Raw genomic sequence first — 22151 nt, forward strand, 5'->3', positions numbered from 1 at the left:
CTTCACCGGATTCCCCGGCGCCTGGCGCTCAGGCATTGGCCTTGCGACCGAGGAACATCACCAAAGCCAGGGTCGGGAGCAATGCCACCGATGCGGCAGACAGGTTCCAGCCGAAGTGCTCGTAGAGCGGGCTCGCCACCAGCGATCCCAAGGCACCGCCAACGAAGATGCTGGTCATGTACACGGCGTTGAGTCGTGCCCGGCTGTGCGGGTCGATGGCGTACACCTCGCGTTGGCCCAGCACCATGTTCAGTTGCACGGCGAAATCCAGCAGCACCGCACACACCACCAGCCACAAGTAGCTGCTGCCGGGCAGCGCAGCGATCAACAATGAAGCCGGTGCCAGTAGCAGTGCGACCAATGTTCCGCGGTGGCCGTGACCGGCATCGGCCAAGCGCCCGGCAATCGGCGCAGCAACTGCACCTACTGCTCCAACCAGGGCAAAAATCGCCACCTGCGCCTGGCTGAAACCGTGGTGACGCATCAGCTCAATCGGCGCAAGCGTCCAGAACAGGCTGAAACTTGCGAACAACAATCCCTGATACAACGAACGTTGACGCAGCACCGGATGACGACGAGCCAGGGTAAACACCGAGCCGATCAGCGCGGCATAAGTCGCCTGATGCGTCGGCACACGGCGCGGCAGCGCAGCCGCGGTGATCAGGGCGATGACGGCCATCAGTGCCGCCGCGCTGTAAAACACCCCGCGCCAGCCGAACACTTCCACCAGCAGGCTGGACAGCGGACGCGACAACAGAATGCCCAGCAGCAGCCCGCTCATGATATTGCCCACCACACGACCGCGCGTGGCTTCGGGTGCCAGATGCGCCGCCAATGGCACCAGAATCTGCACCGCAACCGAAGTAAGGCCGATCAGCAAGGAAAATACGAGGAACATTGACGGCGAGTGCGTCAGCCCGGCACACAACAGCGTAACGCTCGCCGCGAGGGTGAAACCCACGACCAGGCGCCGGTTTTCCATCAGGTCGGCCAGCGGCACCAGCAACAGCAGACCCAGCGCATAACCAAACTGTGTGAGTGAAACGATCAGGCTGGCATTGGCGCTGGACAGGCCGATCTGTGGCGCGATCAATTCGACAATCGGCTGGGCGTAATAGAGGTTGGCCACGACCGCGCCACAGCAAAACGCCAGGAACGCGACCATCAGGCCGGAGAGTGAAGCAGGCTGTTCGGCCTTGGCCGCTGCTGCGGGGTTACCCGTGAGCATGATGACACCTCGTTGAGTTCGGGAAAGTGATGCCAAGGCTAAGGGCACGGGTCGATGCAGAGAATCCATGCCACCGGCAATGCAGTGATGCGCCATTCGCAACGATCCCGGCGTTGCCGTTGGCGCAATGCGCTATTGCGCGAACTGGCAATACTCCGGCGCTTACGCCTTCTCTACCCTTGGGCACTTGGCGCAGGGCTCTCCATCAGCGCCCTTCCCCGGTTGCTCAAGGAGCTGTTCATGATCCCGAATCCCTCATCGATGCGCATTGGGCGCCTCTCGCGTTGCAAACCCTCATGAAGGGCAATTTCCTGAGATCCAGCCCCCTCTGGATCAGCGCGGCCGTCCTCGCTTCGATAGGTGCAATCGGCGCGGCGCTGCTGATGTGGCGCCCGGCGATAGCACCGATTGAGCGCCCGCGAACGTTCGATGCCGCGCAATTGCAGCGCGGTGCGCGGGTGGTCGAAGCAGGCGATTGTGCGGTGTGCCATACGCGTCCGGGCGGTCAATACATGGCGGGCGGGCTGCCGCTGGTGACGCCGTTCGGCACGCTCTACAGCACCAACATCACACCCGATCCGCAGACCGGTATCGGCCAATGGTCACTGCCGGCGTTCGAGCGGGCGATGCGTGAAGGGATCTCCCGCGATGGCCACTTCCTGTACCCCGCCTTCCCGTACGTGCACTACCGGCGCATGAGCGAAGGCGACATTGCCGACGCGTATGCGTACTTGATGAGCGGCCCTGCCGTGAACTCACCGGCCATGCAAAACCACATGAATTTCCCGATGAACCTCCGGCCACTGGTGTCGTTCTGGAATCTGCTGTTCCTGCACGCAAAGCCGCTGACACCTGTGGCGCAGCAATCTGAAGCGTGGAATCGCGGGCGTTACCTGGTTGAAGGCCCCGGCCACTGCGCGGGCTGCCATTCACCGTTGAACCTGATCGGTGCCGAGCAGTCCGGCGCAAGCCTCGCGGGCGGTGAGGTGGATGGCTGGGAGGCGCCTTCGCTGCTCGGCATGGCCCGTCGCGCAAACCCGTGGAGCACTGAGCAGTTAGTCCGCTATCTGCGGGCAGAAGTGGTGGATGGGCACGGCACAGCCGCAGGCCCGATGCGCCCGGTCAGCCTCAGTCTGGCTCGCTTGCCGGTCAGTGACGCCGAGGCGATTGCCGAATATTTACTGAGCCTGCAAACCAAGGCTGCGATCACCGAAATCCAACCCGGCGCCGGGAGCGTTGAGACCTTGGACCAGACCAGCGGCGCCCTGCTGTTCGCCAGTGCCTGCGCCGGTTGTCATGCCCCTGCGGCGCCGATGCGCGAGATCGACGGGCGTCCGGCGCTGGATCGCACCTCGGCACTGCAAGCCCCAAGCGCACGCAACTTCCTGAAAACCGTGCTCGAAGGTGTGCCGGCAACTCCGGGCGTGCCCGGACCGGTCATGCCGCCGTTTGCCGCCAGCCTGGACAACATTCAACTCGCAGCCCTGGCGTCATACCTGCGCCAGCAAGCCAGGCCTGACCAACCCTGGGCAGAGCTTTCTTCCACTATTGAAGCGATCCGTCAGGAGACGAAATGACCCAAGTCACGCTCAACGTCAACGGCTCGGCCCAGGCCTTGGAGCTGGAACCTGACATGCCGCTGCTCTATGCGCTGCGCAATCATCTGGGGCTGAACGGTGCCAAGTACGGGTGTGGCTTGGGGCAGTGCGGCGCCTGTACGGTCATCGTCGATGACAAACCGGTCTTTTCTTGCGTGACGCCCTGCGCAGGCCTTGAAGGCAAGAAGGTTCGAACGGTTGAAAGCCTCGGTACCGCCGAACGTCCCGGTCCTTTGCAAAAAGCCTTTATCGATAAACAGGCGGCCCAATGCGGCTACTGCATCGCCGGCATGCTGATGCGCGCGCAGTCATTGCTGGAGAGCAATCCGCACCCGGACGAGCAGACCATTCGCGAGCACATGGCAGGCAACCTGTGTCGTTGCGGCACCCACCTGCGGATTATCGAGGCAATCAGCCTGGTGGCCGGGCAAAACGGGAGCGCGACATGACGATGGAGAAAAAAGTCGACCACAGTCGCCGGGCTTTCTTGCGTGGGGGTGCCTTGCTGGTGGCGTTTACCCTGGTGCCGGCGGCGCGTCGTGCATGGGCCGACACCGAAGTGGATACGCTCGGCACGGTGGTGCTGGCACCTGATCTGCCCGGCAGCCTGCGCACCAATCCCTACCTCGATGCGTGGATTCGCGTGGGCCCTGAAGGCATCACCGTCTACACCGGCAAGGTCGAATTGGGCACTGGCGTCAAAACAGCCTTGCTGCAAATTGCCGCCGAACGTCTGGAGGTTTCACCGACGGCGATCAACCTGCTGACGGCCGACACTGCCCTGACGCCCAACGAAGGCTACACCGCCGGCAGCCATAGCATTTTCGACAGCGGCACCGCGCTGTTCAACGCGGCGGCGCAGGTACGTGAGTTACTGCTGCAGTCGGCCGGGCGCAGCTGGGAGGTGGCACCGCCACTGTTGACGACGCAGGAAGGCGTCATTCACGGCCCTGCCGGACAACGAATGTCCTACGCTGACGCCGTCAAAAACGTCGATCTGCACCTCTATGCCAAGTCCGAATCGCCGGCAATGCCCGCGACGGGCTTCAAGCTGATCGGTCATTCGCTGCAACGGCTGGATATTCCGGCAAAAGTCAGCGGCGGCCCTGCATTTGTTCAGGACATTCGTCTACCGGGCATGCTGCACGCTCGGGTCATTCGCCCTCCTCGTCCCGGTTGCACGCTGGAAGCCTTCGACGCGGAGTCGATCAAAACGTTGTCCGGGGTTGTGCAGGTGATTCGCGACGGCAATTACCTTGCCGTGGTGGCGCGTGATGAATGGCAAGCGATCAAGGCCATGCGCCGCGGATATGAATCGGCGCGCTGGAGCGGTGGACAAGCGATACCCGAGTCACGGGACATCCACACATTGCTCGAGCGCCTGCCTTCACGCCGCTACCCGATCAGCCACGAGGGCACGCCACAGGAAGCGACCGACAACCGCTATCGAGCGCGCGTGACCAAGCAATACCTGATGCACGGATCCATCGGCCCGTCCTGCGCCGTGGCCTGGTTCAAGGACGGCACCCTCACCGTCTGGACCCACACCCAAGGCGTGTATCCGCTGCGCGCCGGGATCGCCGAAATGGTGCGGCTACCGCCCGAGCGCGTTCGCTGTATCCACACCGAAGGGTCCGGTTGTTACGGCCACAACGGCGCAGACGATGCAGCGGCCGACGCGGCGTTGATTGCCATGCGAATACCGGGCACGCCGGTGCGAGTGCAGTGGATGCGCGAGCAGGAAAATCTCTGGGAACCCTACAGCTCGGCGATGGTGACTGAAGTGCAGGCCAATCTTGATGCGCAAGGTCGACTGCAGGACTGGAACTATGAACTGTGGACCACGCCGCATAACGAACGCATCGTCAACGCGGGCCGGTTGCTGCCGGCGCGACTGCTAGCCCGGCCGTTCACCTCTGCGCCTTCGGTGCCCATCGCTCAACCTGAAGGCGACGGCGATCGCAATGCCGTGCCGCTGTACACGCTGGCATCCACGCGCATCAACATGAACTTCGTCACTGAGATGCCGTTTCGCACTTCTGCCATGCGCTCGCTGGGCGCGCACATCAACATCTTCGCGATCGAGGCATGCATCGATGAGCTTGCCGCCAAGGCCGGGAGCGATCCGGTGGCCTTGCGCCTTGCCCATCTGGCGGATCCCCGGGCGCGGGCCGTGGTGGAGCGCGTGCGCGACACCATCGGCTGGTCGCAAAAAAGCAGCGAGCCCGGCGCGGGCATCGGCTTCGCGTTTGCCCGCTACAAAAACATCATGGGCTATTGCGCGATCGCGGTGCGCTTGCGCGTACATCCGCAGACCGGCGAGGTGCAGGTCGATCACGTCGTCACGGCGGTAGACGTCGGGCAAATCGTCAATCCCGATGGCCTGCGCAACCAGGTGGAAGGCGGGATCGTGCAGTCCACCAGTTGGACGCTGTATGAAAAAGTCGCCTATGACGCCGGGGGTATACACAGCTACGACTGGAGTGGCTACCCGATCCTGCGCTTTTCGCAGGTGCCGAAAAAGGTCGACGTGCACCTGCTCGACCAACCGGGACAGCCGTTTCTCGGCGCCGCCGAAATCGTCCAGGGACCGATGGCCGCGGCCCTTGGCAATGCCGTGGCGAACGCTACCGGCCGACGCTGGCTGAACCTTCCTTTGACCCGCTCAGAGCAACCGTCCTGACCCTGCGCAGCGTTGCGTTTCACGCAATGCAGTGTAGAGGCTGATGCGGATTATCAAGCGGCATGCAGCGGATTAACTTACGGCCATACGGTGCCTGGCCAAACGTCCATCGCCGCCCTGCTCCCTCTTTTCGAAACCTGGAGAAATTCTATGACGCAGCAACTGTTCCAACCCATCGCATTGGGGCCGTACACACTCCCGCACCGAGTGGCGATGGCGCCGCTGACCCGCTCTCGTGCCGGGCAACCGGGCGATGTCCCGACGGCCATGAACGCCGAGTATTACCGTCAGCGTGCGAGCGCCGCATTGATCATCACCGAGGCGACGCAAATCTCCCGACAGGGCCAGGGCTATGCCTGGACCCCGGGAATCTACAGCGATGAGCAGGTACAGGCCTGGCGCGAAGTCAGCAGCCAGGTGCACGAGGCCGGCGGTTTGATCTTCATGCAACTCTGGCACGTGGGCCGCGTGTCGCACCCAAGCTTTCAGCCCGACAACGCCCTCCCGGTGGCCCCAAGCGCATTACCCGTGCCGGGCAAAACGTTCATCGTCGACGCGGATGGCAACGGTGTGTGGGGCGATGTGCCGGTTCCGCGGGCACTGGAAACTTCGGAGATCGCTGACATCATCAACGACTACCGCCGGGCCGCGCGCAATGCGCTGAGTGCCGGGATGGATGGCGTGGAAATTCACGCCGGCAACGGCTATCTGTTGGATCAGTTCATCAACAGCAACAGTAACCAGCGCGAGGATAGCTACGGCGGCAGCCTGGAAAACCGTGCACGGCTGTTATTGGAAGTGGTTGCTGCGGTTGTCGACGAAGTCGGCGCAGAGCGCGTGGGCGTACGCCTCACGCCAATGGGACGCTTCATGGGCATGGGTGATGAGACGCCGCAAGCGACGTTTGGCCATATCGTGCGTTCGTTGAACCAGTGGAATCTGGCCTATCTGCACCTCGTCGAGCCTGCCGTCGTCGGCACCGTCAAGGACGAGAACTTCGATCCGCGCTGGGATGCAATCATCAGCCAACTGCGTGCAGCGTGGGACGGCGTGCTGATGATCGCCGGTGGCTACGACCCCGAGACGGCGGAACAGGCCTTGATCGACGGTCGCGCGGACATCATCGCGTTCGGCAGGCCGTTTCTGGCCAACCCTGATCTGCCACGACGAATTCGCGACGGATTGTCGCTCAATGCGCCGGATCCGAGCACCTTCTTTGGTGGCGATCAGCGTGGATACGTGGATTACCCGGCTCACTCCTGACAGCTGAATCCAGACTATCAATGCACCTTGGCGCGCCCGTGGGCGCCCTGTCCGACGGGCAGGAGCGCCGCGCCAAGGAACTGATGCTGCGTGCAATCAGCCGCAGCGTTTGCATCAGCGAACGGGCTGAACAATGCGCTCTAGCACAACCTCCAGTGGATGGCGTAATTGCATGTTGGCAAAGCGCTTCACCTGACTGCGGCAGGAGTATCCCGTCGCCAGCGCCTCACCCTTTTTGTCCAGTTTACCGGCCCATGACTGCTCGAAAATGGTCCGCGAGGTGTCCTGGTTTCGGGCTTCATGACCGTAGGTTCCGGACATGCCGCAGCAGCCGGTCGCCTCAGTCGTCAGCTTGAGCCCGAGCCGGGCAAAAACGGTTTCCCATTGCGAAGTGCTGGCCGGGACATTGGTTTTCTCGGTGCAGTGCGCCAACAAACGGAATGTATCAGTCGCCGGATGCGGATTTTCCGGCAACGCATCGCAGAGCCATTCCTGGGGTAGCAGGACCTTTGGGCAATCGTTGAGCCCCGGTACTTTCTGATATTCCTGGCGGTAGACCAGGGTCATCGCCGGGTCCAGCCCCACCAGCGGCACTCCACAGTCGGCGAGCGCCTTGAGCTGATGGGCGTTGCGGATCGCCGCCTTGGCGAAGGCACCGAGGAAACCCTGCACATGCAAAGGCTTGCCGTTGGCGCTATAGGGCGCCAGAAACACCCGATAACCCAGCTGATGCGCCAACTGGATGAAGCTCGCCAGCAACGGGGTTTCGAAGTACCGGGTGAAGGCGTCCTGCACCAGCACCACGCTGCGCTCACGTTGCGCGACAGTGAGCTCGCGCAAGGCTGGCACACTGGCGACAGCGACCTTGCAGCGGGTCAGCGTGGCCTGCAGGTTATGGCGATTGATCAACGGACTGTCGAGCATACCGACCTGTCGCTCAAGCAGACGGCTCACCCATTTCGAGCTCATCACCGCGTTGTACACACCTGGCGCGTAGGCCATGTAAGGCAGGGTGAACTCCAGCGAGCCAATCAGATAGTCGCGCAGCGGGCGTTGATAACGACCGTGGTACAGCTCCAGAAATCGCGAACGGAATTCCGGCACGTTGACCTTGACCGGGCATTGTCCCGCACAGGATTTACAGGCCAGACACCCCGCCATCGCGTCGTAGACCTCATGGGAGAAATCCGCCTCGCCGCGCGAGCGCGCCAGGTTATTGCGCAACCGCGTTGGCAACCCGCTCAGCCACGACAATTTGCCTCGGGCCGCTTGCAGTACATCGATATTGGCCGCGCCTTGCAGACGCAACCACTCGCGAATCAATGAGGCCCTGCCCTTTGGCGAATGCTGGCGTTCACGGGTGGCTTTCCACGACGGGCACATCGCATCGTTGGGATCATAGTTGTAGCAGGCGCCATTACCGTTGCAGTGCACGGCGGAGCCGAAGCTTTGCCAGACGCGCTCGTCGATTTGCCGGTCCAGATCACCACGCAGCGTGACTTCGTTGACCTTGAGCAAGCCTTGGGCGGCGTCCGGCGGAGTGCAGATTTTGCCGGGATTGAGCTGATTGTGCGGGTCGAACGCCCCCTTGAGCGATTGCAGCGCCGGGTACAGCTCGCCAAAAAACTCGGGGACATATTCCGAACGCAAACCTTTGCCGTGCTCACCCCACAGCAGCCCCCCATAACGCCGGGTCAGCTCGGCCACGGCATCGGAAATCGGCTTGACCAGAGCGGCCTGGGCCGGATCTTTCATATCCAGCGCCGGACGTACATGCAACACACCGGCATCGACGTGACCGAACATGCCATAGGCCAGGCCATGGCTATCCAGCAAGGCGCGGAACTCAGCGATGTAGTCAGCCAGTTTCTCCGGCGGCACGGCGGTGTCTTCGACGAAAGGCTGCGGGCGAACCTCACCGTCGACGTTACCCAGCAGCCCGACCGAGCGTTTGCGCATGGTGTATACGCGGGTCACGGCTTCGGCCCCCTCGGCCAGGGTGTGGCCCAGTCGCTCAATCGTCGTGTCGGCCTGCAGATGCTCCACGAACGACGCCACGCGAGCATTTACGTCCACCAGGTCTTCCCCGCTGAACTCCACCAGGTTGATGCCCAGCGTCGCGCGCCCGGCGTCCGTCGGGAAGTACTCGGCGACGCTGTGCCAGACGATGTCTTTCATCGCCAGCATCAACACTTTGGAGTCCACGGTTTCGATGGACAACGGTTTGTGCGCCAATAACGCATTGGCGTCGCGCAACGCATCCATGAAGCTGCTGTAGCGCACGTTCACCAACACCGAATACTTGGGAATCGGCAGTACGTTGAGCTTGGCTTCGACGATGTAACCCAACGAACCTTCCGCACCGCACAGCACACTGTTGAGGTTGAAACGCCCGTGTTCGTCACGCAGGTGCGCCAGGTCGTAACCGGTCAGGCAGCGGTTGAGCTTGGGGAACACCGACTCGATCAGGTCGGCCTGGGTTTCCTGAATGTGCCGCGCCGTCCGGTACACCTCGCCGATGCGGCCGGGTTGCGTGCATGCCACTTCCAGCTCCGCGTCGGACAGAGGCCGGCTGTGCAGGCGCTCGCCACCGAGTAGCACACTGTGCAGCTCCAGCACGTGATCGCGGGTCTTGCCGTAGGTGCAACTCCCCTGGCCGCTGGCATCGGTGTTGATCATGCCGCCGACGGTGGCGCGGTTGGACGTCGACAGCTCCGGGGCGAAGAACAGCCCGTGGGGTTTGAGCGCGGCATTCAGCTGGTCCTTGACCACGCCCGCCTGCACCCGCACCCAACGCTCGGCGACGTTGATTTCGAGGATGGTGTTCATGTGCCGCGACAAGTCGACCACGATGCCATCGGTCAACGACTGGCCGTTGGTGCCGGTGCCGCCGCCTCGCGGGGTCAGCTTGATCTGGCGAAAACGTGGTTCGGCCATCAAGGTCGCGATGCATGCGATGTCGTCCGCGTCCATGGGGAACACCGCCGCTTGCGGCAGGCGCTGGTAAATCGAGTTGTCGGTCGCCAGCACGGTGCGAGTGGCGTAGTCGGCGCTGAGCTGGCCACGAAAGCCGCTGGCGCGCAGGGCCTGAAGAAATTCCGGGTAGTCTGCCGCGAGTGCAACGGTGGGCAACTGAGCGATCATCGCAGGCTGTTCTCTTGTCGGTCTAATCATGGAAAAAAATCAAAACACTTGTCGCCTGAGCATTAATGGGTCAGCCTCAGGTCGTCGGCTACGCCAATGATCCTGTAGGCTCTGGCGCCGGACAAACGGATAATCCTGCCGCTATCGATGACTTTTACGAATGAATTACCGTCACCTCACGCCCTCGATGTCGTTGCTGCTGGCCTTTGAGGCCGCCGCCCGCCATGAAAGCTACACCCGCGCCGCGATGGAACTGTCACTGACCCAAAGCGCCGTGAGCCGGCAAGTCCAGGCGCTGGAACAGCAACTGGGCCTGACGCTGTTTCGCCGTGAAGGCCGGCAAGTGCAGTTGACCGATGTCGGTCGTCTCTACCAGCGGGAAATGAGCGAAGCGCTCGGACGCATCCGCAGTGCCACGCTGCAAGCCATGGCTTATCAATCCGGCAGCGGCACCTTGCGCCTGGCCACCTTGCCGACCTTCGGCTCGAAGTGGTTATTGCCGCGCCTACATGACTTCTACAAAACCCATCCCGGCATGCTGGTGCACATCAATTCCCGGATCGACGCCATCGACTTCGAAACCAGCGGTATCGATGCCGCGATCGTCGTCGGCAATGCCGATTTGCCGGGCCTGATCAGCCATCGCCTGCACACCGAAGAACTGATGGTGATCATTTCTCCAGAAGTGGCCGAGCTCCATGACGCCTGGACGCCGGAACGCATTGGCGCACAGACACTGCTCAACGTCGCAAACAACGCCAACGTCTGGGGCGAGTGGTTCAGCCATCACGGCCTGCCCCATCGAATGATGCGGCTGGGGCCGAGTTTCGAACTCACCTCGCACTTGATCCAGGCCGTCAGGGCCGGCATCGGCATCGGTTTGGTGCCACGTATTCTAGTGGCCGACGAGTTGGCCAACGCAGAGCTGATCAGCCTCGACCAGCCGTTCGCCAGCCAGCGCAGCTACTACCTGACCTACCCGCCGCGCAACGAAATGCTGCCATCGCTTATCGCGTTCCGTACCTGGTTGCTGGAACAGATCTAAACGAGCGCGAAGAACAGGCTGTCCACTTTGTTCTTCTATGATGTCCATCAGTTGCGCGCGCAACTGCAGGATTTTTGATGCATTGGTGGCAAGGGAATTGAGGAATCCATGACTGACCGCGAACAACTCCATCGAGATGGCTTTGCGCTGCTCCGTCGAGCGATCCCGGCCGAGTGGCTGGGTGACCTTCGTGCCGTGTTCGATGCGGGCGTGAAGCCGGCGGACCAATGGCCAGTGCCGCGTGGCATGGATTGGCGCCATTCGCTGCTGGATTCTGATTCGAAGATTCAGGCGGTGTGTCGTCTGCCGGAGCTGCTGACGGTGGTGGGTGAGCTGATCGGAGAGCGGTTTTTCCTCTCGCAGGTGGAGGGTCGCGAGCCCCTTGCAGGTGGCGGTCATCAGCAGCTGCACCGCGACTTGTCGGCCCAACGGCCAGGCGACATTGTGAACGCCATTGCTTACTTCGACGATTATGGCCCCGAGAACGGCGCAACACGTATCGTTCCCGGCAGCCATCGCCCTGACCAGGAAGCGCCGCCATTCGACTTCAATGACGAGTCCCGGTCCGTGCAGCTTTCAGGCTCCGCGGGTGACATCCTGGTGTTTGATGCCGATTTAGTGCATGCGGGCAGTCTGAACTCGATCGGCGCACGCCGACGCTCCATCCTGATCAGCTATTTTTCGGAGCCTTTATACGCGTCACACCTGGAAACGGTGGGCCTGCGAAGTATTCGGATGGACACGACCGATCGGTTCGACCCTTCGGATTTTGCCTGCTCAAGCCATCAAAAATAGTGGATCGAAAACCAACAAGGAGTGCCTGCTATCAATGGCAGCACCCACCACACCCGTCCAACTGACAATCGGACGGGTGTGGTGGCCTTGATGGATTCTCCAGCGGGGATCCACCCCTACAGCTGGGACTTTTTTTGTGCCCGCCACTTTCCTGGGGTCATATTGAATTTCTTGGAGAACATTCGGGTGAAATGGGATTGATCAGCAAACCCGCACTCCAAGCCCACTTGAGTAATAGAAAAATCAGTTTGCTCAAGGAATTCTTTCGCTCGGGTTAATCTTGCAAGCTGAAGCCAATCACGTGGGGAGTGGCCCGTAGCATTCTTGAAAGCTCGGGAAAAATGACTTCGTGACAAGGAACACTCCTTGGCTACGGCCGAAACCTGAATGCCGCAATCAAGGTTTTCCATCATGACTTCTTTTGCTTTTCGCTCCTGCCAATAACTCAGCCTGCCCGGCCCGTTACTGGTCGCTATGAATCGCAGATAGGCGGGAGCCATCGTCATGATCTGCTCAGCGCCCAGCCCGGCGGCACTGATTGCGATGGATCCCCGTTTGTCGCCTCCCTGGCTGGACTTGAAGACTTCTACAACGTCCACGTCGTTCATTGTGACCTCTCAATGTTGGAGACGAGGTCTATTGTGGCCAGCATCATTTTGGCGAAAGCGCTTGATCGGGCCGTCCATGCGCCCGTTTGGGCCAGATCGTTAGCGGGGTTTGCGTAGCCCGCTTGGGGTTAGACCCAGGTGGCGCTTGAACAGTCGAGCAAGGTATGAGGGGGAGTCCAGGCCTACCGCGAGGCTGACTTCGAGGATCGATAGTGAAGTGCATGAAACAAGCCGAGCGGCCGTTTCCACTCGGGTTCGGTTGGTGAAATCCAGCAGGGTTTCGCCCGTAATGTCTTTGAAGATACGAGTAAGGTGACGCCGTGACAGGTGGAACTCATGCCCAATCGACTCAATATCCAAATCTGTTTCCAGATTCTCCTGAATGTAGCGCTGTATGTCGCGAACCAGCGTCGCCTGCTGCTGTTCACTCGGCTGCGGCTGAGTCTGCTGACAAGCGATAACCCGCGCGCACTCCTCGAAGAGCAGATGATTGAGATGGGGTAATTGGCGCTGAAAGGCCTCCGCGGATGCACTGCCTTGCAGTTGGTCGTACAGGCGCAAGATACTTTCCAGAGCTTCGGTTCCTTGCCAGATCCCCGATCGATTTACCTGTTTGGCGAAACCGCTGTAACCGTTCATCTGTCCTTGATGTTTGATGTAAGAGGGATCGACATACAAGGTCATATGTTTCTCCCGCCCCGGAGCCGCTTGGGTTGCGTGTGCAAAGTCTGCCGGCACAAAGGAAAACAACCGGGGCGAAACGTGAGAAGTCTGGCTGCTTTCGGTCGACAGGAATAGCCCTCCCTGGCGTGGTAACAGCAGCATATGACAGTCGTGGGCGTGCCAATCCACGGCGTAGCCACTGGTGTCGCTAGTCTCCAAGTGAAACACTTCGGGCGACTGACCGCTGAGCTTGGACGACATATAGGCCATAAAGCAGACCCCTTAATACTAATGCACCGCTGCAATAGCCTCGTCGGGGCGGTTCTGAGCGGCGGATAGGGACTATAGGAACGATAGGGTCATTATCATACATACCTTCCCAACGCGGCACGACCAGACCAAAGCGCTCCTCCCCCCTTGATATTCACTGCTGTCTTGGCCATATCCAATTGGTATTGCGCTGGCTTTACCGTGCGGTCACCGGGTGAGCATGGCGTATCGTCCTTGGGTCAACAGAACGGAGGCTGATATAAAAACTAAGGTCCTGCATGATAAATCTCACGCAAGCAATTGATATATATAGAAAAACAGGCGCATTGAAGGAGGTACAAAAACGCCACATCACCCTATAAGAATCAATAACTTAGCGTTGGATATTCCTACAATAGCTCACCCTTTCCCTGGCGTTCTGCCGACCGAAACAATCAAACCTCCCTGCAATACCAAGACTGCGCGTATAGAACACCATCGACCTCTTCCAGACCACTCAACGTGAAACCGAGCGTTGCCATACTGGTCAGACGAGCATCAAGAAGCGGTCGAAGCGGCGGCTTATCACTTGGCCAGGCGCCATATCGCAAAGATGCGGTGCTGGACGTTCTTTTCAGGATGTCAGACGGCGCAGTGGAGAAAATGATATCGCCCCTTACCGGTTCGGCACTGGCAATATCCCTTTGGGATCTGGCGACACCACGCTCTCTCATGGGTACGATTAGGAACTGCATTGCTTAACCATACTGGACAAAAATACAGTATCCGGACGATATGCTGATTGCTCAATTGGTCGCTGACGATTGGTAACGTTTCGCCTTGAAGCAGTAGAGACTGTTCTACGTTGAGAGCACGGTCAGGAGAACCTGACCATGGGTGGATAACGTGCGCAATCAGGAGCAGAAGCTAATCTCCCCTTTGAACGATAAAACTCAATAATCGAAAGTGTCTGCCGATAGTCAAAACGATGCCCCAGCATTAGGGGATTTTAGAATGTGGAGTAGCAGGCTCAAGCTTATGAAAGATATCTATCTACTGATCGAACATGGTATGGATCAGGGCGAAGTTTATGTGCTTGGCTGGTTCGATGATGAGAAAAGGGCCAAGGAAGTGGCTGAGGAGAAGGAGTGGGAGGCATACCGCGCCAGCTTGAAAACTGAGCACCCCTGGTCAAATCACAAACCGCTGCCGCCAGACCAAACTAAATATCGTCGCTTCTGGATCAAAGAGATTTCCAAATTTGATCACGTTCCAGTTCCTAGATCCTCGGCAGTTCATTGACCCCCCATCCGACTTCTGCTCGATTGCAGATCTATCAACTTATCTTCCAGCGGTGACCTCCAGGACGTACGCCTGACAAGCAGCCATGCGGCCAAGCGTACGCAGCCGGAACGCCCTGTTAGCGATCGGGATCTCTGCCGTCTCTTCGCGGAAACGCTTGCGGGTAGAAGGTTTTGATTGATCGAATCATGTCCCGAAAGTCAGAACACAAGGTCCGCTCGACACGACTGATCGCTACAGCGGATGGCACACCAATGACAGTGGCGATGTTGCGGAGAAGGTTTGATTTGGCCAGGGAAGCGGCCGGCGTGGCGAAATCTGAATTTCAGATGCGGGATTTACGCGCCAAGGCAGGCACAGATAAGGCCGAGTCCAGCGGTGATATCTTGCAGGCGAGAGATCAACTTGGGCATAAGGCTGTGGTAATGACAGAGAAGTACATCCGGAACCGCATGGGCAAGACAGCCACTCCTACCAAGTGAATTGCGGACCAAATCCAAAATAGCGGACCAGAAACAAACAAGGGCTTGCATGGTGCCGAACGGACTGTTGGTCTCGATCTCGGCGATCCTGACGCCTTTGCCGGTGTAGTCCTTCCAGACCGGCAGGATATTGGCCTGGGACAGGTACCACTGATCGGTCACCAGCGGATCGTCGGGCAGGTCCGATGTTTTCAGATAGACAGCGGCCCGCATCGTCGCGCTTTCGCCGGTGCCCATGTTGACGATCGTACTGGCTTCGTTGCCCTTGGCATCGGCCACGGTGTACTTGAAGCCCATGATGCCGGTGAAGGTGGCGTCCGGCGTGAACAGCACGTCACCGGCCTGGGTCACGACGGCCGTTCCGCCCACCACATCGAACAAACCCGTGATGTGCAACGCGTCATGCTGCCAATCGATGTCGTTCTGCAGCAGTTGTTCCTTGCCGATCAAGTGCGCGCTGGTGCGCTCGAACGCCACACCGTTCTTGTCCTTGCCCAGGACATCCTTGACCAGCAGCGCATTCTCCATGCCCTCGCTGGTCGCGGTCGGGATCTCCACCAGCTTCAAGTTCTTGAAGTTGGCTTTCTCGACGTTCTGCAAGAAGTCGGTACCATCGCGGCCCGCCACGGTATCGCTGATCCAGACGCCTTCGGCGGTCCGGGTAATGCGGTAATCGCTAAAATCGCCGGACAACTCGATGACGTCTACACCGTCACCGCCACTGATCGTATCGTCACCCTCGCCGCCAATCAGAACATCGTCGCCAGCGCCGCCACTCAGGTTATCGTCCTCCAGACCACCATCGATCAGATCGTTGCCTTCCCCGCCCATGACTTGGTCTCGCCCGCGGTGACCGCGCAGGACATCATTACCGGCATCGCCGTTGATGAAGTCATCGCCATCCTCGCCGGATAAGGCATCGTTGGCCGACCCACCTACCAGGACATCATCACCGTCACCACCGCGCATATAGACCGTGCTGTGTCCGCCGGCGATAAAAACATCATTACCCCGGCCGCCCTGTGCGATCTCGATTTCAGCCTCGGTCAGATTGAGGGTGACACCTCGGTCGCCAATCACCTGAACAATATCGGTACCGGCACCACCGTGGATATTGATCGCCAGATCATCGGCGTCGATCAACAGCACGTCGTCCCCGGCCCCCGCCTGGAAGCTGTCACTGCCTTGCCCGCCGGCCAACCAGTTACTTCCGGCATCGCCAAGCAGGACGTCACGACCCACGCCACCACTGGCATTGCTGACGCCCTTTTGCGCGACATCAATGGTTTCCCCTGATGTAGGGGAAGAAGCATAAGCGCTGACCGGGGCTACCTCGCCCCCGCCCTGAGTCGAAACGATCGTGCCATTGCCACTGGCGCTGAATGTATGACCGTTGGGGTTGGCCAGGAAATTGGCCGCAATCGCTTCCTTACTGATACCGTTTTGCACGAACGTGCCACGGGCCAACACTTCATTGCCATCGCGGACTTCGCCGTTTTGCACAGTGTTGGCGAGATTGATGCTGGTAATGCCAAGCTCGTTCAAGGTACGAACTTCGCTGGTCTCCCCGGCATCGACGGCATTGTTGCCGTTGCTATCGACCCAGCTTTTACCGTCGTGATTCGCATCGACCCACACCTTCACGCTGGACCAGGCGTCATCACGACTATCGAAAAGGTTGTCGCCATTGCTGTCGAGGCTTTTCAGCGCGGCAAAACCATTGGCAAAAGGCTTTTCTCCCGTGTTTCCACCCGCGCCCGCCGCCCCACCGAAGTACTCGGAAAGGGTTTCACTGATGTTGTCGATCTTGCCATTGTTGTTTCGATCGACAACGACGATGCCGTCCTGCGCACTGACCCAGCCGGTTTCCTCAAGGCTGCCGCCATCATTGTCGACGTCGAAGAGCACCGGGTTGCTGAGATAATCGGTCAACCGAACGCCGTCACCATTGAGATCGAGCACCAGCGGGTCAGTTGGAAGCGTCAGGCGTGCCTGGGCATTACCGGAGTTGAGCCATGCGCCTGCTTGCCCTGAGTTACTGCCAAATGAAATACCGTTGCTGGCACCGCGCAGGCTGAAATCGAACACTTCCTTGACGGTGTTCGCGTTACCCGGCCGGTAACCATCGGCGAGAATCTGCGTCGCCGCAGCAGCAAAGGTGTTGTTGACCCAACTACCCTGCATCTGATTGACGTTCAGTTTGTTTGGATCATAGGTGATCGCCCAACCACCACCATTGCGGACCAATCCATCTGCCACTTGTGCGGCACTTTGCTCGTGATCTGTTGCGCCTTTCTCAACCACCGCACCAGCGGTATTGATATTGAGGTTGAAGAAGTTATCGCTGACGGAGGGTATAGGCGTGGCACCTATATATTTTTTTATTTGTTCGGCGTTCTCAAGATAGACCTGTCCACCGCTGGTACCTCCGCCTGGCTTTGGAGCATATTGAGCATCCGGAAACTCTGAAAAAAACTGTTCAGCTTTCCCGACAGCCCACTCTTCACCATTATTATAATAAGTAATTAAAATCGCATCTTTGGTGTCCTGATCGTATCCAGCCCATGCGGAAGCAGCCTTAACCGAATAAAATTCATTTGCCTCCACCAGCATAAGGCCGGCAAACTTTAGACTCAGCGTATTTTTCTCATCCCCAAGATCTTTAACTAATCGCCCATAATCCTGAGCATAATTTTTTATACCAAGCGGATCCGAACCAGGATTACTCTCCATATAATCCCCCAACAATTTCATAGCGGTCAGTATCTTTATATTGCCGGGCCCAACATCATTCAAAACCGGATTAAAATATTTTATAACTCCTTGACGCACATCATTTGCACCTACAATCTCTTTAAGCAAATCTGGATCAGCCAAGACACTTTCATAATTAGCCTTAAGCTCTTCATGACTAGCGCCTGACACTGTTATAGCCTGCACAACATCTTTAAACCCTAGGGATTCATACTCTTCTCCTATGGCTCCCAGCATGCCCTGAGCAGTTACGTCGTCCACCCCCAAGGCCTTCGATATTTCGTTTGCTTCGTCTGCCATAGACTGAAGGTATTCAAGTGTTGACTTACTAAAAGACATAATCCGTTCCCTTTGATTCATCCATTAAATATTCAGCTACCCGACCCTAGAATCAGCATTAGCATTATAAACAAGCCATGAGAAACTACCGAACCGATAGAAATCCACAATCCAATTTTTCTTACCACATTCGCTTTGATACGCCCACCCACCAGAGTACACGCCCCCCCTACCCACCCGATCTGGGAATAAGCTAAAAGCTCAAAAACAACTATTTCAGGACTCAACCACTCTCGCCCCCAGCGCCCATAAGCCCAAACAAAACAACAATATATCGTCAGCGGAAAGCTAATAAACCAAACGAATATGAACGATGCCTGTTTGCGCTTGACCCTCATAAAAATAAAACCAACTAATACCAAGACGATATAAATATAAATATCAAAATCCACAAAAAAATCTCTTACCCTATCCATTTAAACCTCATGCCTCGCCATAACACCAAACACCAACACCAAACTCAATAAAAAAAACGACATTCATGCTGTGAGCAATGACCTTTAGCATATCCATTAGAACTTCCATCAGCCTTCCTCCAGTCCTTTAAAGAAAGCTCAACAACACTACGATTGCTCATCTATAATATGCAGCGTGACCGATTCTATCTTTCCCGCAAACTCTCACCCGCATACTGCTGCAACGGACTCAGGAAATAATCAATCACCTTCCGGCGATCCGTCTTCACTTCCACCGTCACCGACATCCCGGGAGACAAAGGCACTTTTTTCCCGTGAACAAGAATGGAATCCTGCAACAAGCGAATGCGGCTGCTGTAGATCAAGCCACGCTTCTCGTCTTCGATCGCATCGTTGGAAACGCTGACTATTTCACCCTCGACCGTGCCGAATTTGGTGAAGGTAAAAGTTTCAACTTTCACCGTGGCAGGCTGGCCCTGGCGGACAAAACCGACGTCCTTGTTCTCCAGCATGGCCTCGACTTCCATCGGCTGGTCATTGGGCACGACCACCATCAGCGGCTGGGCCGCCGTCACTACACCGCCCACGGTATGAATCGCCAGTTGCTGTACGGTGCCATCCACCGGCGCGGTCAGGCTCATCAGGTGATCGCGTTGTTCCGCCTTCTTGAGTTCTTGTGCCAACGCCGCCGCCTTCTGTTCCGATTGCTGCTGCAAATCGAGCATTGCCCGGCGGGTCTGGGCAAGAATGCCCTGGCGCCGGCGCTCGGCTTCCTTGCGGCTGGCATTGAGTTCGATCACGCGCGCTTGCTGCACAGCCATGTCCCGCTCCTTCCACGATACCCATCGCGACCAAAATCAGTCGGGGTGCTGTAACCAAAACTGTCGTTATCGCCCTTGCGATAGGAAGCCACCGCTTCGACCGTCGACGGCATAGTTGCTCGCCAATAGCATCAGGTTCTGCTCGACAGCGCCTTCTACCCACAACTTCGTATCATTCGGAATCGGTGCCAACACCGGCAATTGATGCTGCATGCCCTCGATGCTGGTGTATTGTTGATTAGTCAAATGCACCAATTGCTCGAAAGCGTCTTCGACCTTGCGCTGCGCCAGTTGGCGATTGGCTTGGGCATTATCGAAAGCAGACTCAGCATCCAGGACATCCGTGATGCTCGACAGTCCACCTTTCAGACGTGCTTGCGCCTGATCCATTTGTTGCTTGAGCGCGGTCTCCTCAGCTTCCGAAGCTGCCAGCTCATCCGTGGCACGCAGTATTTCAAAATAGGCCTCCGCCGCTTGCAGAACGAGTGCTTGCTCTTTGGCCGACAACTCTAGGGCCGCTTGTACAATGCTGGCCTTGGCAGCCTTGAATTCATACCAGAATGCAGCGCTGACCAAGGGTTGTCTCAGGTTGGCCTGGATCGTATTGCCGCTACGCACCCGTTCAAGTCCTGGCTCGTCACGCGACAGGCGAGTGGCTTCAAACGTGGCACCGGTGCTGATCACGGGTAATAGGTTGGCCCGTGCCTGCGGCAGCAATTCCTGTTGCGCGGCGTAATCGGCACGGGCTGCCGCCAGGTCGGAGTTATGCAAAACGGCCTGACGATAGACCGCCATCAGCTCGGCCCGCTCAGCTGTCGGCGCGGAAAAAACGAACGAAGGGAACAGACAAGCGAACAACAGAACGCGTTGAGCGCGACTCATGAACAAATCCTTTTGAATGACGCGAAAGCAGCGAAAAATCGGCAGCTGCCCCGATGGGGCGTCGAAACTAAGATAGACCGCGTCGAAGATCAAGCACTCAAGCCCAAGTGTTGGCCTTGAGTTTCTGCACGCGCACCGAGGCGTCGGTGTTGATGGCGAAAATCAGGTTGTCGAGCTTGACCCGGCTCGGGTCCCAGTACTGCTGTGGCAGGAGGGCACGCAATACCCGAAGATGATGAGCGTGGGTCTGCATGGGCGGATCAGTGGCCATCCTGGTCGTGCGATGGCGCTGGCGCGCTTTCTCGATTAAGTGCAAGGCCACGACGCGGTATGGATCTGCCGGCGAAGAAATTGCCAGGCACTGGATAGCCCAATTTCCAGCCTGAATGGTAGATACAGTGATGCATTGATAGTCTGTATACGCGCTCAGTCGGCTAGGCCTTTTCCTCCTAAACTAATCAGGCTCCACGCCCAACACCGAACGCATGACACAAGGATATCCCAATGACACTGGCTGACTTGCAACGGCTATCCGTATCTCAAAGCGAACTGGTTCTTCCCTATCCCCACGCAATTACAGCTTTGCAACTCCTGGAGGCAACCGGCGCTATGCGGGCCGTCTCCATCTTCTGCCTGTGTTTTTGCTTGGTCTCAGACCTGACTGTTTTTTCAGCTTGTACGGTGGAGTGCAGGTCCTTTTGCAACCAATGGAGCTCCTTAACCGCCTTTTCCAGTGACTCTAATCGTTTGATCAGCTCCCGAACTTCCTCAACAGCACACTCGGCATGGCCGCCCGGGTGAAATTGCCGCGACTCCTTAATATGACCGAGTACCGATAGACAAGATGATCGGACATCCAGCAGCGAGCAGACATATTCGGGCAGATGAAAGCCGAAGCGGGAAAACCTCATGTGTTGACAATCGCTCAATGACTCAAACCAGTCAGGACTGTACCCGGTGGTTTTTACCAAGCAGTCAAGGGCCCACCCAGCCAGCTTGACAAGGCATCTCAAATGCAAGGTCAATATCAATTGGCTCTTGTGTAATCTCAGCGCGCAGGATGACTCCGGCCAGAAACTCCCGCGTGCACTCACTTTCCCCGCAGTCCCACTGCGTAAGGTGCGCTTCAATGATCGACAGCATGTCAGGTTTTATCACGTGCCCACCGCCCCTAGAGCTCTGGGCTCGTCAATACCGACCTTATGTGCAAACTCGTAGGGCGTGATGTGCTTTTCCCGGTTGGCATCCAGATAGTCAGCCCACCACGTCATCATCAGTCGACGCTCTTCCTGGTGCTCTGTCTTGTGGATATAGGCCGCACGCACGCCGTTGCGCTCTTGGTGATTCATTTGCCGTTCAACCGCGTCACGCGACCACAGGCCGGACTCGACCAACGCGGAACAGGCCATAGTGCGGAAACCGTGCCCGCAAATCTCTATCTTGGTGTCGTACCCCATGCGGCGCAGTGACTTGTTTACGGTGTTCTCCGACATTGGCCGCCAGTGGTAGTGATCGCCCGGCAACACCAGATCAAAACGCCCGCTAAACCGGCGTCTCTGCTCTAGTACTTCAAGCGTCTGGCGTGACAACGGGACAAGGTGTGGAGTCCCCATCTTTGCTCCTCGGTGCGACCTCTTGACGCCCTCGATTGGTGTCCGTTCGAGGCGTTTGCCCAGCATGGGGAAAAGATCGACCTCGATCTCTTTCAACACCCTGACCGCGTGATCCCTTACAAGCAAAAAAAGCCCTTGCCCGTCGAACAGGGTGTAGTTCTTTGCGCGGGGTTTGGCGGCCTCGCATTTGGGGTCAGTAAGAGGGGTTACGGTGCGCGCCATAGGTATACGCCTCGATATCGAACCGATATATAACTAAACGTGTA

General features: G+C 58.1%; 14 protein-coding genes and 6 pseudogenes. 9 read left to right on the top strand and 11 right to left on the bottom strand.

The window, feature by feature from the left end; all coding sequences use genetic code 11:
• Positions 1-28: 28 nt before the first annotated feature.
• Positions 29-1228, bottom strand: coding sequence for an MFS transporter (locus tag JUI81_RS26750; RefSeq protein WP_019578778.1), 1200 nt, complete (start codon positions 1226-1228; stop codon positions 29-31).
• Positions 1229-1524: 296 nt separating this feature from the next.
• On the opposite strand from JUI81_RS26750, the gene JUI81_RS26755 reads away from it, so the two are divergent.
• The 4 genes from JUI81_RS26755 (at position 1525) to JUI81_RS26770 (ending at position 6772) form a co-directional block, all read left to right on the top strand.
• The gene (locus tag JUI81_RS26755) at positions 1525-2805 is read left to right on the top strand and encodes a cytochrome c (protein ID WP_204125359.1); all 1281 of its coding nucleotides are present in this window, start codon (positions 1525-1527) and stop codon (positions 2803-2805) included.
• Entirely contained in the window at positions 2802-3275 is a 474-nt protein-coding gene (locus JUI81_RS26760) for a (2Fe-2S)-binding protein (protein ID WP_019578776.1), read from the top strand. Before JUI81_RS26755 ends, JUI81_RS26760 begins: the two co-directional genes overlap by 4 nt.
• Positions 3272-5509 carry a molybdopterin cofactor-binding domain-containing protein gene (locus JUI81_RS26765; protein ID WP_204125360.1) on the top strand — a complete coding sequence of 746 codons (2238 nt, stop codon included), beginning with the start codon at positions 3272-3274 and terminating at the stop codon, positions 5507-5509. Before JUI81_RS26760 ends, JUI81_RS26765 begins: the two co-directional genes overlap by 4 nt.
• Before the next feature lie 150 nt (positions 5510-5659).
• The gene (locus tag JUI81_RS26770) at positions 5660-6772 is read left to right on the top strand and encodes an alkene reductase (RefSeq protein ID WP_204125361.1); all 1113 of its coding nucleotides are present in this window, start codon (positions 5660-5662) and stop codon (positions 6770-6772) included.
• A 114-nt stretch (positions 6773-6886) separates the two neighbouring features.
• Here JUI81_RS26770 and JUI81_RS26775 read toward each other — a convergent pair whose 3' ends face one another.
• Positions 6887-9916, bottom strand: coding sequence for an FAD-binding and (Fe-S)-binding domain-containing protein (locus tag JUI81_RS26775; RefSeq protein ID WP_204125362.1), 3030 nt, complete (start codon positions 9914-9916; stop codon positions 6887-6889).
• A 160-nt stretch (positions 9917-10076) separates the two neighbouring features.
• Between JUI81_RS26775 and JUI81_RS26780 the strand changes: the two genes are divergently transcribed.
• Positions 10077-10961 (top strand): LysR substrate-binding domain-containing protein, encoded by an 885-nt coding sequence (locus JUI81_RS26780; RefSeq protein WP_096480274.1) that lies wholly within the window; start codon positions 10077-10079, stop codon positions 10959-10961.
• Between the two features lie 108 nt (positions 10962-11069).
• Positions 11070-11756, top strand: a complete 687-nt coding sequence (locus JUI81_RS26785; RefSeq protein WP_204125363.1) for a phytanoyl-CoA dioxygenase family protein — start codon at positions 11070-11072, stop codon at positions 11754-11756.
• Positions 11757-11872: 116 nt separating this feature from the next.
• Here JUI81_RS26785 and JUI81_RS26790 read toward each other — a convergent pair whose 3' ends face one another.
• Together JUI81_RS26790 and JUI81_RS26795 are read right to left on the bottom strand one after the other, a co-directional pair.
• Complete coding sequence (locus JUI81_RS26790) at positions 11873-12364, bottom strand: AraC family transcriptional regulator (protein WP_019578770.1); 492 nt, start codon at positions 12362-12364, stop codon at positions 11873-11875.
• A 99-nt stretch (positions 12365-12463) separates the two neighbouring features.
• Complete coding sequence (locus JUI81_RS26795; RefSeq protein ID WP_096480276.1) at positions 12464-13297, bottom strand: helix-turn-helix domain-containing protein; 834 nt, start codon at positions 13295-13297, stop codon at positions 12464-12466.
• A 1017-nt stretch (positions 13298-14314) separates the two neighbouring features.
• Here JUI81_RS26795 and JUI81_RS26800 point away from each other — a divergent pair.
• Entirely contained in the window at positions 14315-14578 is a 264-nt protein-coding gene (locus JUI81_RS26800; RefSeq protein WP_026286635.1) for a hypothetical protein, read from the top strand.
• A gap of 81 nt (positions 14579-14659) precedes the next feature.
• Here JUI81_RS26800 and JUI81_RS26805 read toward each other — a convergent pair.
• Positions 14660-14743: pseudogene (locus tag JUI81_RS26805) on the bottom strand (DUF2280 domain-containing protein); the annotation flags it as partial.
• Between the two features lie 2 nt (positions 14744-14745).
• Here JUI81_RS26805 and JUI81_RS31895 point away from each other — a divergent pair.
• Positions 14746-15060: pseudogene (locus JUI81_RS31895) on the top strand (tyrosine-type recombinase/integrase); the annotation flags it as partial.
• Between the two features lie 249 nt (positions 15061-15309).
• On the opposite strand, the pseudogene JUI81_RS32025 reads toward JUI81_RS31895, so the two are convergent.
• The 5 genes and pseudogenes from JUI81_RS32025 to JUI81_RS32305 form a co-directional block, all read right to left on the bottom strand.
• Positions 15310-18174, bottom strand: a pseudogene (locus JUI81_RS32025) (cadherin-like domain-containing protein); the annotation flags it as partial.
• A gap of 11 nt (positions 18175-18185) precedes the next feature.
• Complete coding sequence (locus tag JUI81_RS26815; RefSeq protein ID WP_204125365.1) at positions 18186-18569, bottom strand: hypothetical protein; 384 nt, start codon at positions 18567-18569, stop codon at positions 18186-18188.
• Between the two features lie 185 nt (positions 18570-18754).
• Positions 18755-19399: pseudogene (locus tag JUI81_RS26820) on the bottom strand (HlyD family type I secretion periplasmic adaptor subunit); the annotation flags it as partial.
• Between the two features lie 57 nt (positions 19400-19456).
• Positions 19457-20272, bottom strand: a complete 816-nt coding sequence (locus tag JUI81_RS26825; protein WP_374707275.1) for a TolC family protein — start codon at positions 20270-20272, stop codon at positions 19457-19459.
• Between the two features lie 112 nt (positions 20273-20384).
• Positions 20385-20477: pseudogene (locus JUI81_RS32305) on the bottom strand (hypothetical protein); the annotation flags it as partial.
• Here JUI81_RS32305 and JUI81_RS31905 point away from each other — a divergent pair.
• Positions 20472-20658 (top strand): annotated as a pseudogene (locus tag JUI81_RS31905) (chitin deacetylase); the annotation flags it as partial. The pseudogenes JUI81_RS32305 and JUI81_RS31905 overlap by 6 nt on opposite strands.
• A gap of 768 nt (positions 20659-21426) precedes the next feature.
• Here JUI81_RS31905 and JUI81_RS26835 read toward each other — a convergent pair.
• The gene (locus JUI81_RS26835) at positions 21427-22107 is read right to left on the bottom strand and encodes a tyrosine-type recombinase/integrase (RefSeq protein ID WP_204125366.1); all 681 of its coding nucleotides are present in this window, start codon (positions 22105-22107) and stop codon (positions 21427-21429) included.
• Positions 22108-22151 lie beyond the last annotated feature (44 nt).

Source organism: Pseudomonas sp. 008, from assembly GCF_016861935.1.
In the GTDB taxonomy this organism is placed as follows: Bacteria; Pseudomonadota; Gammaproteobacteria; order Pseudomonadales; family Pseudomonadaceae; genus Aquipseudomonas.